Consider the following 12,579-nt stretch of genomic DNA (forward strand, 5'->3'; position numbering starts at 1 on the left):
CGCCGCAGCCGCTCTTACCGGATGGTGTTGTGATGGGGGACGGGTGACGCGAGGGACGGAGGAACGTGCAGATGGGGCGCTACCCGGTGCGGTGGCACATCGTGCTGCTCACCTTGTGGACGGCCGTCTGGTTCGTCGTGGCCGAACGCCACGCGGCCGTGTCCTGGCACTATCTGCGCCAAGGCGAGCAGCTGCTGTTCAACCAGGCTCCCGGCGGCGGCCTCGCCCTCTACGCCAACCACCCCGAGCTGCAGATCGGCCCGGTCAGCTTCCTGGTCGCCGGACTCTTCGCGCCCTTCTCCGCCGACGTCGGTGAGAAACTGGCCGACGCGTTCATGTCCGGCCTCGGCCTGTACATGCTGGTCCTGGTCGGCCGCGCCGCCGCCGACCACTACCGGGGCACCGGCCTCAACCACAAACGTCTCCAGCAGCGCGTCCTGATCGCCGGAGCCGCCTTCATCCCCATGTGGGTCGAGGTCTCGGTCCGCTTCGCCCATCTCGACGACGTCCTCGCCCTGTTCTTCACCACGCTCGCCGTCCGCGCGCTGGTCCGCGGCAACGCGACGGCGACGGGCGTCTTCCTGGCGCTGGCCGTCGACTCCAAACCCTGGGCGGTCGGCTTCCTCCCCCTGCTCCTGGCCCTGCCCCGCCCCCACCGCGCACGAGCGGCGGCCTGGGTCTTCGGCCTGGTCGCGGTCGCCTGGCTGCCCTTCTACCTGAGCCACCTGGAGACCCTGCACGCGGCCCGCTTCGCCATCCCCAACCAACCCGCCTCCTCGCTGCGCTGGTTCGGTGTGGACGACTCCGCCACGCCCTGGTGGGACCGTCCGGCGCAGATGGCCCTCGGCATCGCCCTGGGCGCGGTGGCCGTACGCCGCAACCGCTGGCCGGCCGTCCTCTTCCTCGCCGCCGACGCACGCATACTGCTGGACCCGAGCGTCTACACGTACTACAACGCCTCGGTCCTCCTCGGCACCCTCATCTGGGACTCCATCGGCCAGCGCCGGCTGGTCCCGTGGGTGAGCTGGATCGCCCTCATCTCCCTGTACGGCAGCGCCCTCGTGGTCCCTTCGGAGTCCACCCAGGGCCTCATCCGCATGGCGTTCTGCCTCGGCTCGGCGGCGTACGTCCTGCTGTGGCCCCAGCGGGCGCCGCGCGGCGGGCGGGGCCGGCGGGCGCGCGGCGAACCCCGTCACGACAGGCTCGTCGGCACATGACCCGGCGCGTCAGCGCCTGGCCCCGCAGGACGGGCAGAACGCGGCGTCGTCCGGGAGGGCACCCTGGCAGGACGCGCAGTTCGTGCTCTGGGCGAGCCGGTTTCCGCAGCCGGAGCAGAAGGCGCCGCCACGGGTCTCGGTACGGCAGTGGGGGCACACCAGCTGGCGCGGGGCGGTGACGTCGTAGTCGGCGCCCTGCCGCTGGCCGATGTCGTAGGCGCGCTGCGCGACCATGTCGTTCAGCCCCCGCTGCTGCGCCGTCTGCGCCTCCGCGGCGGTGTCCGGGGAGCAGTTCAGACAGAGCCCCTGCCCCGGGTTCCAGCAGCGGGCGCAGACGTAGGAGGTGCAGCGCGGACAACGGTTGAAGTGTCCCCGCGCGTTCTCGATGGCGCGGGTGAACGCCGCGTCCCGCTGGTTGCCGAAGCTCGCCCCCGCAAGGCCGTCCGCGGCGTTGGCCACGCCCTGGCCGGCGCTGCCGCCGACGAGCGACCAGGCGGCGTTCACGCCCCGGGACAGCCAGCCGGCCACCTGCCCGGCCCGGAACGGTTCGAACGGCGAACGCCAGGTGTCCCAGCAGCGTGAGCAGTTGAACTCGAACTGGAAACCCGCCCCCGTGCCGTGCTCGACGCACAGGTCGCGGTAGTTGCTGCTGAAGTAGATCTCGGTGCCCATGGCGACCGTCCCCCCAGAGAAGTGCACCCCGGGCGGAGTGTATAGCGGCTGCGGGCATCGATCGACGTCCTTGTGGAGGGGTGCGTCAGACGAGCGTCGTGATGCAGAACGGGTGGCCGGCCGGGTCCAGCAGCACCCGCCAGCGCTCGGGCTGCGGCTGCCGGTCGGGCTTGGTCGCACCCTGTTCCAGCAGGTGCTTCTCGGCGATTTCCAGGTCGTCCACGCCGAGTTCGATGTGCGCCTGCTTGCCCTGTGCGGGGTCCGGCCAGGTGGGCCGGCGGTAGTCCGCCACGCGGGTGAAGCCGAGGCCGGTCGCACCCTCCTTGCCGAGCAGGACGAAGTCGTCGGTGGAGAACAGGACGGACATGCCGAGCAACTTGCCGTAGAAGCGGGACAGTTCGGCGGGGTCGGCGCAGTCGAAGGTGACGGCGGCGTAGCGGAACGCGGGTGCGGAAGTGGTGTCCGTGGTCATGGGGACGACGCTAGGACATGACCAGGACAGTTCCGGTCCTGGTCGTGCCGGATGTGTGCCAGACTTCCGGCCGTGCTCAGCTCGTCCGCCCGCCTGCTGCGGCTGCTGTCCCTGCTGTCCTCCCGCCCGTCCTGGACCTGCGCCGAGCTGGCCGAGCGCATGGCCGTCACGGACCGCACGGTCCGCCGTGACGTGGCACGGCTGCGGGACCTCGGCTACGCGGTCGACTCCGAGGCCGGGCCCTGGGGCGGGTACCGGCTGCGCGCCGGCTCCCGGGTGCCGCCGCTGATCCTCGACGACGAGGAAGCGCTGGCCGTGGCCGTGGGGTTGGGCGAGGCGGCCCTGGGCGGCGACCAGGCGGCCCTGTCCGCGATGCTGAAGCTGCGCCAGGTCCTGCCCCGGCGCATCGCGGACCGTCTCGGCGACCTGGACGGCGCCTTCGTACGGCTCCCGGGCTCCGCCGGGCCGCAGCTGCGCCACGGCCTGCTGCTGGAGCTGGCGGACGCCTGCCGGCGGGGGGAGCGGGCCCGGCTGTCGTACACCGACGGGCAGGGACGGGCCACGGTCCGGGACATCGATCCGTACCGTCTCGTCCACACCGGGCGGCACTGGTACCTCGTCGCGCGGGACGTCGACCGGGGGCAGTGGCGCACCTTCCGGGCCGACCGGGTCGAGCGCCTTCGGCCCACCGGGCGGCCGGCGGACCTCACCGAGCCGCCGGACCCCGCGCGCCTGGTCTCCCACAACATCGCGAACGGCCCCTACCCGCTGTCCGCGACCGTCCGCCTTCCGCTCCCGCTGGGCCAGGCGCTGCGGCTCGTCCCGCCGACGGTCGGCACCCACCGCGCCGACGGGCCCGACGCGACCCTCGTCGAGGTCGGCGGTCGCGACCCGGACGGCCTCGCCCGCTACCTCCTCGGCCTGGGCACGCCGCTGCGCGTCCTCGCCCCGGACGCCGTGCGCGAGGCCCTCGCGCGCCGCGCCCGTGAGCTGGCCGAGGACAACGTCAGAGCTTCTCCGGCGTCCTGATGCCCAGCAGGGCCATGCCCTGCTGCAGGGTGCGGGCCGTGACGTCGCACAGGAAGAGGCGGTTCTCGACCTGGGCGGGCGTCTCGGCCTTCAGGACCGGGCACTTGTCGTAGAACGACGTGTACAGCGACGCCAGTTGGTACAGGTACGCGGCCAGCTTGTGCGGGGCGTGCTCCGCCGCCGCCTCGGTGACCGTCTCGGCGAAGGCGTCGACGTGGAGGCCGAGGGCGCGCTCGGCCGGAGCCAGTTCCAGCTCCGGGTGCGCGGCCGGGCGGGTCTCGCCGGCCTTGCGGAGGATCGACCGGATCCGGGCGTACGCGTACTGCAGGTACACGCTCGTGTCGCCGTTCAGCGACACCATCTGGTCCAGGTCGAACTTGTAGTCCCGGTTCGCCGACGTGGACAGGTCGGCGTACTTCACCGCGCCGATGCCCACCTGGGTGCCCCGCTCGGCGATCTCCTGCTCGGAGAGGTCCTGGGCCTTCTCCCGGACCACGGCCGAGGCGCGGTCGATCGCCTCGTCGAGGAGGTCGACCAGGCGGACCGTCTCGCCCTCACGCGTCTTGAACGGCTTGCCGTCCTTGCCGAGGACCGTGCCGAAGGCCAGCTGGACGGCGTTCACGTCGTCGTTCAGCCAGCCGGCCCTGCGGGCGGTCTCGAAGACCATCCGGAAGTGCAGGGACTGGCGGGCGTCCACCACGTACAGGAGGGTGTTCGCCTTGAGGTTGAAGACACGGTCGCGGATCGCCGAGAGGTCGGTGGCCGCGTAGCCGTAGCCGCCGTCCGACTTCTGCACGATCAGCGGGACCGGGTTGCCCTCCGGGCCCTTGATGTCGTCGAAGAACACGCACAGGGCGCCCTCGGAGCGGACCGCCACGCCCGACTCCTCCAGGAGGCGGCAGGTCTCGGCCAGCATGTCGTTGTAGCCCGACTCGCCGACGATGTCGGCGTCCTGGACCTCCATGTCCAGCTTCTCGAAGACGGAGAAGAAGTAGATCTTCGACTCGTCCACGAACCTCTGCCACGTCGCGAGGGTGTGCGGCTCGCCGGCCTGGAGGTCGACGACCCGGCGGCGGGCCCGGGTCTTGAACTCGTCGTCGGAGTCGAACTTCCTGCGCGCGGCCTTGTAGAGGCGGTCGAGGTTCGACATCGCCTCCTCGCCCGAGGCCGCGGCGTCCTCGGTGGCCGCCTTGTGGTCCAGCTCGTGCGGGTGCTCGTCCAGGTACTGGATGAGCATGCCGAACTGGGTGCCCCAGTCGCCGATGTGGTGCCGGCGGATCACGTTCTCGCCGGTGAACTGAAGGAGCTGGACGACCGAGTCGCCGATGACCGCCGAGCGCAGGTGGCCGACGTGCATCTCCTTCGCCACGTTCGGCTGCGCGTAGTCGATCACCGTCGTGCCGGGGTGCGCGGCGGTCGGCACGCCGAGGCGGCCGGTCTCGTCCGCGTACCGCGCGGCCAGGTTCCCGGTGATCGCCCGGTCCGCGATCGTGATGTTCAGGAAGCCGGGGCCGGAGACCTCGACGTCCTCGATGACGTCACCCGTGACGACCTGGGAGACGACCTGGGTCGCCAGCTCCCGGGGGTTCGCCTTCGCCTTCTTGGCCAGCGCCAGGATCCCGTTGGCCTGGAAGTCGGCCCGGTCGCTTCGTCGCAGCAGCGGGTCCGCGCCGGCGGCGTCCGGCAGGGTGGCCGAGAGGGCGGACGCGAGGTGCTGCTGGACGGAATCGCTGAGGGACGTGACCGAGGCCATGAGAATGGGTGCCGTTCTCCTCGTGGGGATGGATGATCCCGGCCAGTATCCCATGGGGGGTAAAGCCGTTTTCGCGGGCGCGAGCGGGTCTGTGAGAATGGGGTGTCACCCCGTTCAGAAAGAAGGACGTGCCGATCGTGGCTCAGAGCACCGAGACCACCGACTGGGTCTCCCGTTTCGCGGATGAGGTCATCGAGGAGTCGGAGCGCCGGGCCCCGGGCAAACCGGTCGTCGTCGCGTCCGGCCTGTCCCCCTCCGGGCCCATTCACCTGGGCAATCTCCGTGAGGTCATGACCCCGCACCTTGTCGCCGACGAGATCCGCCGCCGCGGGTACCAGGTCCGGCACCTGATCTCCTGGGACGACTACGACCGCTACCGCAAGGTGCCGGCGGGCATCGCCGGGATCGACGAGTCCTGGGCCGCGCACATCGGCAAGCCGCTGACCTCGGTCCCGGCGCCGGAGGGGTCGTCGTACCCGAACTGGGCCGAGCACTTCAAGGCCGCGATGGTCGCCTCGCTGGCCGAACTGGGCGTGGAGTTCGACGGGATCAGCCAGACCGCGCAGTACACCTCGGGTGTCTACCGCGAGCAGGTCCTGCACGCCATGAAGTGCCGCGCCGACATCGACGCGATCCTCGCCCAGTACCGGACCAAGCCGAAGCCGGCCAAGAAGCAGCAGCAGAAGGCCGTGGACGAGGCCGAGCTGGAGGCCGAGGAGGGCTCGGGCGCGGCGAGCGAGGACGACGGCTCGTCCGGCTCCGCCGGCTACTTCCCGTACAAGCCGTACTGCGGCAACTGCGAGAAGGACCTGACGACCGTCACGTCGTACGACGACGACAGCACCGAGCTGTCGTACACGTGCGACGCGTGCGGCTTCGCCGAGACCGTCCGGCTCAGCGAGTTCAACCGCGGCAAGCTGGTCTGGAAGGTCGACTGGCCGATGCGCTGGGCCTTCGAGGGCGTGATCTTCGAGCCCAGCGGTGTCGACCACTCCTCGCCGGGGTCCAGCTTCCAGGTCGGCGGGCAGATCGCCCCGATCTTCGGCGGACAGCAGCCCATCGGCCCCATGTACGCCTTCGTCGGCATCTCCGGCATGGCGAAGATGTCGTCCTCGCGCGGTGGCGTCCCCACCGCGGGCGACGCGCTGAAGATCATGGAGCCGCAGATCCTGCGCTGGCTGTACGCCCGCCGCAGGCCCAACCAGTCCTTCAAGATCGCCTTCGACCAGGAGATCCAGCGGCTCTACGACGAGTGGGACAAGCTCGCCGGGAAGGTCGCCGACGGCTCCGCGCTGCCGGCGGACGTCGCCGCCCACACCCGGGCCGTCGGTACGGCCGCCGGTGAGCTGCCGAAGACGCCGCGTCCGCTGCCCTACCGCACGCTCGCGTCCGTCGCCGACATCACCGCCGGGCACGAGGACCAGGCGCTGCGGATCCTCTCCGAGCTGGACCCGGAGCAGCCGCTGGCCTCGCTGGCGCAGGCCCGGCCGCGGTACGACAAGGCCGAGGCGTGGATCAACACCCACGTCCCCGCCGACCAGCGGACCATCGTGCGCGAGGAGCCCGACGCCGAGCTGCTGAAGTCCCTCGACGAGGCGTCCCGGCGGTCGGTACGGCTGCTGCTCGACGGGCTCGCCGAGCACTGGTCGCTCGACGGGCTGACCCACCTCGTGTACGGCGTGCCGAAGGTGCAGGCCGGGTTCTCGGCCGACGCCACGCCCAAGGAGCTGCCGCCGGAGATCAAGACGGCCCAGCGGACGTTCTTCGCGCTGCTGTACCACCTGCTCGTCGGGCGGGACACCGGACCGCGGCTGCCCACGCTGCTGCTCGCGGTGGGGCAGGAGCGGGTGCGGCGCCTGCTCGGCGAGTAGGACCGCGTCCGCAGCGCGTCCGCACGGACGAAGGCGCCCGGTGCCTCTCGGCACCGGGCGCCTTTCGCGTGTGTCACCCCTTACGCGATGTGGTCCTCTTCCAGCTCCGCGTTGAAGCGATTGGTGAAACGGTTGACCATGCGGTCGGCGTCGCGTGAGGCGAGCGCCCGGCCGTACGTGGCCTCGACGGCCTCACCGAACTGGTGCGGGGTCGGGAAGCTGCCGTCGATGGACTTGCGGAAGACCTGGTAGTACTCGTCCTCGGTCGGGTCCGGCTCGGGGGAGCCGCCGCCCTCGCCGAGTTCACGGGTGCGGTTCGGGCCCACCGGGATGGGGAAGCTGCCGGTCTCCTCGGGGGAGGGCTCCTGGAGATGCTCCCGCAGCTGCTCCGGGGGCTGCTCCTCGTACCACTGCTCGTACGGTTCCTCGGGGACGTACTCGGGCTCGGGCAGCGGTTCGTAGGCGGGGTCGTAGCCGCCGTGGTACTCGGCCTGCTGCTGGGCGTGGAACCAGGGGCTCTGGTCGTCCACGGGGGGCTCGGGGAACTGTTCGTCCCGCGGTGCCGTTCGCTGCGGGTAGGGCCCCCTCCCGGCGGCGCGGGCGCCCGCGGCCGGGTCGCCCGCGGATGCCGGGGCGGGCTCGGGCGCCGCTGCCAGCCGAGGCTGCTGCTGCGCCGGCGGCAGCAGGACCGGCTCGATGCCCGCCGCCGCCAGCCCGGCCGGTGCCGTCTGCGCCAGGGGGACGCCGTAGCGCGCCAGGCGCAGGGGCATCAGGGACTCCACCGGGGCCTTGCGGCGCCAGGCCCGGCCGTAGCGGGAGCGGAGGCGGGCCTGGTAGACGAGACGTTCCTGTTCCAGCTTGATGACCTGCTCGTAGGAGCGCAGCTCCCACAGCTTCATACGGCGCCAGAGCAGGAAGGTGGGGAGCGGAGAGAGGAGCCAGCGGGTCAGCCGGACGCCCTCCATGTGCTTGTCCGCCGTGATGTCGGCGATGCGGCCGATCGCGTGCCGGGCCGCCTCCACGGCGACCACGAAGAGGATCGGGATCACGGCGTGCATGCCGACGCCCAGCGGGTCCGGCCAGGCGGCGGCGCCGTTGAACGCGATCGTCGCCGCTGTCAGCAGCCACGCCGTCTGGCGCAGCAGGGGGAACGGGATGCGGATCCAGGTCAGCAGCAGGTCCAGGGACAGCAGGACGCAGATGCCTGCGTCGATGCCGACCGGGAACACATAGGAGAAGTTCCCGAAGCCCTTCTTGATGGCCAGCTCACGGACAGCCGCGTACGAGCCGGCGAAGCCGATGCCGGCGATGATCAAGGCGCCGGAAACGACCACGCCTATGAGAATGCGGTGCATCCGAGTCAGCTGCGGTGGCGCGGCCACTCGTACTCCCCTCCCCTTGCCTGTTGTTGCGCGCAACAGGGTGGCACACGCGCACGGCGCGCGTGGTACCGGTCGGGGCTTCGGGACCCCTCGGTCAGTTCTTCTTCGCGGCCGACTCGGACGGAGACGCGCCGGAAGAAGCCGACTTGGAAGGAGCCTTCGAGGACGGCTTCGACGCCGACTGCGACGGAGAGGCCGAGGAGCCAGAGGCCGAACCGCCGGACGACGAGCCGCCGTTGGCGGACGACACCGCTCCGATCGCTTCCTTGACCGCCGCCTGCGCGGACTTCGTCAGATCGTCGGCGTCCGGGGTCTTCTCGCCCGCGAGACCGGCGCCGTTGTAGTCGAGCGTGACGACCACGTTCTCGACCCGGGCGACCACCGTCTGCTGCTTGAACAGACCTTCCTTCTTCTTCAGGTCGTAGCGCACGGCCGTCGCCTCCGAGCCCGTGCCGGACAGCGGGGTCCCCTTGGTGTTCTTCGCGCCGTCCACCGCCTCGGCGTCCTTGACCTGCTGACCGAAGTACGTGTGGGCCTGCGCCTCACCGGAGCCGCGTGTGGTGTCCGAGTCGAAGCGCAGCAACGAGATGTTCAGCCAGCGGAACTGCGAGCCCTTCACGCCGTTGTTGTCCAGGCTGCTCCAGGAGCAGGACGCGCGCGACGACGGATCGTCCGAACTGCCCTTCTTGCCTGAAGTGCCGCTCGGTACCAGGTTCGTGAGGGTCTTCTTCGAGAGCACCGCGCACGCGTCGGGAAGCTTCTTGTACGCGGCCGCCTGCACGGTCGGGGACGCGCTCGCCGAGGGCTGGGTGCTGCCGCTCGCGGACTGCTGTGCGCTGCTGTCGGCGCCCTTGCCCTTGGAATCGCCCGAGTCCGACGAACAGGCTGCGGTGATCAGTACCGCCGGAACGGCTGCCGCGCAGACAAGAACACGGCTCAGGCGCTTGCCACGCGTCGTCTGCTGGGCACGGTCGTCTCGCTGGGCTGCTCGCTGCATGGTTCCTTCACTAGTGACGCTCGGTGGTCGTGCGGGTTCCTGCGGGGGCCCACGGTACGCGGTGAAGGAGCTGTGCGGTTTCGGTTCGTGTGCTTTGCACGCGGTGCGGCGAACGGTCGCGGGTGCCGTCAACCGCCCAGCGCGTCATCCAGTTGAGAGGCCAGCTCACGTGCCGTGTCCTGCATTTCCTTGCTGTCCGGGACCGTTCCGGTGGCCATCGGCTGCTCCTCGTACTCGATGGTGACGACGACGTTGGACGTGCGGAACACCACAGTCACCGTCCGCTGCTCGGCCGTCGAACCGGACGCGGCGAGCCGGTCGTCGATGTACGCCTCGTCACCGAGGTCGGTCAGCACCCGCGGCTGCAGATCGGCCTCGGGGGCGCCGGAGGAGGCGGAGCCGGAGGGGGAGCCCGAGGGAGAGGGGGAGCCGGAGCCGGAGGCGTGGCCGCTCGCCGGCGCCGAGGGGGTGCCGCCGGACGCGGACGAGGCCGAGGAGGACGCCGAGGACGACGACGAGGACGTGGGGGTCGGCGTCCCGGCCGGTGCCGAGGAGCCGCTCGGCTCGGGAAGGTCGGCGGCCGTCTCCTTGTCCCCGAACAGCTTCTCCGCCTGGTCGTCGTCGCTGACCGTGTTGTCGTACGACACCACGCGCTCGAAGTCGACCGAGAGGCGGTCGGTGGCGTCGGCGGACTCCACCTTCCAGTGGCAGCCGACCTTGCGATCGGTGTCGTAGGTCAGTGCGGCCTCGCCCTGGTAGGCCTTGTCCCGCTGGTCGGGGTCGGTGATCTGCTTGATGCCGGGCAGCATCGCGTCGAGGGTGTCGTGGCCGACCGCGCCGCAGGGTTCGGGCAGCGTGCGGTACTTGCCGGGCCGGGCCGCCGCCGTGGCGGTGCCGGTGTCGCCCGGATTGGCGTTGTCCGTCGGGCTGTCACCGCCCGAGCCGCTCGTGCAGCCGACCAGCAGTGCCGCAAGGAGGGCGGCGGTGCCGGTTACGTACGCCTTCCGCTGCACGGTCGGGCTCCTCTCGGATGTGCGCTCGCTCGGTGTTCCAGTGTCCCCGCTGGTTATTCGCTTGCCGCAGCGGGGCGTCCCCTGGAGACAATGTGTATCGCACGCACTGCCGTGGCCGCCGGTCCCTTGTCCCTTTTCGCTGACCCTGGCGCCGCTTTTGCGTTTTGCCGCTTTTAAGCCTTTTGTTGTTGTATCCGGGGGAATGAGGAAGTTATGTCGTACGTGGAGATGCCGGGCGCCAAGGTCCCGATCCGGATGTGGACGGACCCCGCGACGGTCGAGGACGTGGCGCTGCGCCAGCTGCAGAACGTGGCGACCCTGCCGTGGATCAAGGGCCTGGCCGTGATGCCGGACGTGCACTACGGCAAGGGTGCGACGGTCGGCTCCGTCATCGCCATGCAGGGCGCGGTGTGCCCGGCGGCGGTCGGAGTGGACATCGGGTGCGGAATGTCGGCGGTGAAGACGTCGCTGACGGTGAACGACCTGCCGGGTGACCTGTCCCGGCTGCGGTCGAAGATCGAGCAGGCGATTCCGGTGGGGCGGGGGATGCATGAGGATCCGGTCGAGCCGGGGGACTTCCACGGGCTGGCCACGGCCGGCTGGGACGACTTCTGGGGGCGGTTCGACGGGGTCGCGGAGGCGGTGAAGTTCCGGCGGGAGCGGGCGCACAAGCAGATGGGGACGCTTGGAGCCGGAAATCACATGATTGAGTTGTGCCTGGACCAGTCAGGTTCGGTCTGGCTCATGCTGCACTCCGGTTCCCGCAACATCGGCAAGGAACTGGCCGAGCACCACATCGGCGTCGCGCAGAAGCTGCCGCACAACCAGGGTCTGGTCGACCGTGATCTGGCGGTGTTCGTCTCGGACACTCCGCAGATGGCGGCGTACCGGAACGATCTCTACTGGGCTCAGGAGTACGCCAAGCACAACCGCGCGCTCATGATGGCCCTCCTGAAGGACGTGATCCGAAAGGAGTTCAAGAAGGCGAAGCCGACCTTCGAAGCGGAGATCTCCTGCCATCACAACTATGTGTCAGAGGAGCGGTACGAGGGCATGGACCTGCTCGTCACCCGCAAGGGAGCGATCCGGGCCGGCTCTGGTGAGTACGGGATCATTCCCGGTTCGATGGGCACCAGCTCGTACATCGTGAAGGGGCTCGGGAACGAGAAGGCCTTCAACTCGGCGTCCCATGGGGCGGGTCGGCGTATGAGCCGTAACGCAGCGAAGCGTCACTTCACGACCAAGGACCTGGAGGAGCAGACGCGGGGTGTCGAGTGCCGCAAGGACTCCGGAGTGCTGGACGAGATTCCGGGTGCCTACAAGAACATCGACCAGGTGATGGACCAGCAGCGCGATCTCGTGGAGGTCGTGGCGAAGCTGAAGCAGTTCGTTTGTGTGAAGGGCTAGGTGTGGTGCTGGGCGCGGTGAACACTCGCCGCGCCCAGCTGGCTGCTCATTCGGGCAGCGGGACCATGCCGTGGAGCAGTTTCCAGCGGCGTACTTGGCAGGCGCTCTGGGAGTACCCGAGTTGGGCTGCCGCCTGTCGTCGCGTTGGTTGCGCCGAGGGCTGCGCTTGGTGCCCGTGATCTCCTCCACGTAGGAGCACAGGTAGGCGATGACAGTCGTACTGGCCGTGGTCAGGGAGAGGAATGGGTAGCCCTGACCGGTGAATCCCACGGAGCCGTCTGCGTCGATCAGGCCTCGCAGATAGTCGCGGCGCGAGAATTCGACGTGGGGTGGAGCGATCGTCTTTGACTTGCGGCCGTAAGGTAGGCCGAGTTCGTTCATCCTGGTCCTGGCCTCCAGGGAACACAGGCTCCAGACGGCGGCAGTGTGGGTCTCGGCGAAGTTCGTTGTCCGGGTGCGCTCCGTGATGCTGCTGTAGTACGGCGTGAGTTTCTGGAAGGCGTGCAGGAGATCGATGTCCCGGGCGCTGATTTCCACGGTCAGGTGGCCCTTCTGCCCGGTGCCCTTCGCCAGATGCCCGTCCGCCCGCAAGAACCCGAACATGTACGCGTACGCGGGGACCGTGAGGTCCATGAACCGGTGCGCGTCAGGCTCGCAGTCAGCCACAGGAAGGCTCCACTTCCATGCTGGTGAGGCCCTCGGTCGGGACTGCAATCCCTGCCGAGGGCCGTCGAATTGATCGTGTGGCGCGAACCTAGGGGGTATG

General features: G+C 70.0%; 10 protein-coding genes and 1 pseudogene. 4 read left to right on the forward strand and 7 right to left on the reverse strand.

What is annotated here, in order from left to right; translation table 11 throughout:
- The first annotated feature begins 71 nt into the window (after positions 1–71).
- On the forward strand, positions 72–1,217 hold the full coding sequence (locus AQI95_RS06595; RefSeq protein WP_067118929.1) for a hypothetical protein: 1,146 nt from the start codon (positions 72–74) through the stop codon (positions 1,215–1,217).
- Positions 1,218–1,226: 9 nt separating this feature from the next.
- Here AQI95_RS06595 and AQI95_RS06600 read toward each other — a convergent pair whose 3' ends face one another.
- On the reverse strand, positions 1,227–1,889 hold the full coding sequence (locus AQI95_RS06600; protein ID WP_067118932.1) for a zinc ribbon domain-containing protein: 663 nt from the start codon (positions 1,887–1,889) through the stop codon (positions 1,227–1,229).
- A gap of 85 nt (positions 1,890–1,974) precedes the next feature.
- A complete protein-coding gene (locus tag AQI95_RS06605) occupies positions 1,975–2,361 on the reverse strand; it encodes a VOC family protein (protein ID WP_067118935.1) in 387 nt (128 codons plus the stop codon).
- Between the two features lie 72 nt (positions 2,362–2,433).
- Here AQI95_RS06605 and AQI95_RS06610 point away from each other — a divergent pair, with 72 nt between their 5' ends.
- The gene (locus AQI95_RS06610) at positions 2,434–3,390 is read left to right on the forward strand and encodes a helix-turn-helix transcriptional regulator (RefSeq protein ID WP_067120328.1); all 957 of its coding nucleotides are present in this window, start codon (positions 2,434–2,436) and stop codon (positions 3,388–3,390) included.
- Here the strand turns inward: AQI95_RS06610 and argS are convergent.
- Complete coding sequence (gene argS, locus AQI95_RS06615) at positions 3,368–5,143, reverse strand: arginine--tRNA ligase (protein ID WP_067118938.1); 1,776 nt, start codon at positions 5,141–5,143, stop codon at positions 3,368–3,370. The two genes, AQI95_RS06610 and argS, sit on opposite strands and share 23 nt — an antisense overlap.
- Positions 5,144–5,271: 128 nt before the next feature.
- Here argS and lysS point away from each other — a divergent pair, with 128 nt between their 5' ends.
- Positions 5,272–7,014, forward strand: coding sequence for a lysine--tRNA ligase (gene lysS / locus AQI95_RS06620; RefSeq protein ID WP_067118941.1), 1,743 nt, complete (start codon positions 5,272–5,274; stop codon positions 7,012–7,014).
- Positions 7,015–7,094: 80 nt separating this feature from the next.
- Here the strand turns inward: lysS and AQI95_RS06625 are convergent, their stop codons facing one another.
- The 3 genes from AQI95_RS06625 to AQI95_RS06635 all read right to left on the reverse strand — a co-directional run bounded on the left by AQI95_RS06625 (position 7,095) and on the right by AQI95_RS06635 (position 10,406).
- The gene (locus tag AQI95_RS06625; RefSeq protein ID WP_208614092.1) at positions 7,095–8,369 is read right to left on the reverse strand and encodes a DUF2637 domain-containing protein; all 1,275 of its coding nucleotides are present in this window, start codon (positions 8,367–8,369) and stop codon (positions 7,095–7,097) included.
- Positions 8,370–8,490: 121 nt separating this feature from the next.
- On the reverse strand, positions 8,491–9,393 hold the full coding sequence (locus tag AQI95_RS06630) for a DUF3558 family protein (RefSeq protein WP_107121569.1): 903 nt from the start codon (positions 9,391–9,393) through the stop codon (positions 8,491–8,493).
- Positions 9,394–9,521: 128 nt separating this feature from the next.
- On the reverse strand, positions 9,522–10,406 hold the full coding sequence (locus AQI95_RS06635; RefSeq protein WP_067118945.1) for a hypothetical protein: 885 nt from the start codon (positions 10,404–10,406) through the stop codon (positions 9,522–9,524).
- Between the two features lie 213 nt (positions 10,407–10,619).
- Here AQI95_RS06635 and AQI95_RS06640 point away from each other — a divergent pair, with 213 nt between their 5' ends.
- Complete coding sequence (locus tag AQI95_RS06640; RefSeq protein WP_067118949.1) at positions 10,620–11,813, forward strand: RtcB family protein; 1,194 nt, start codon at positions 10,620–10,622, stop codon at positions 11,811–11,813.
- A gap of 138 nt (positions 11,814–11,951) precedes the next feature.
- Here AQI95_RS06640 and AQI95_RS48835 read toward each other — a convergent pair.
- A pseudogene (locus AQI95_RS48835) lies at positions 11,952–12,479 on the reverse strand (hypothetical protein); the annotation flags it as partial.
- Positions 12,480–12,579 lie beyond the last annotated feature (100 nt).

Source organism: Streptomyces yokosukanensis (genome assembly GCF_001514035.1).
Classification (GTDB): domain Bacteria; phylum Actinomycetota; class Actinomycetes; order Streptomycetales; family Streptomycetaceae; genus Streptomyces; species Streptomyces yokosukanensis.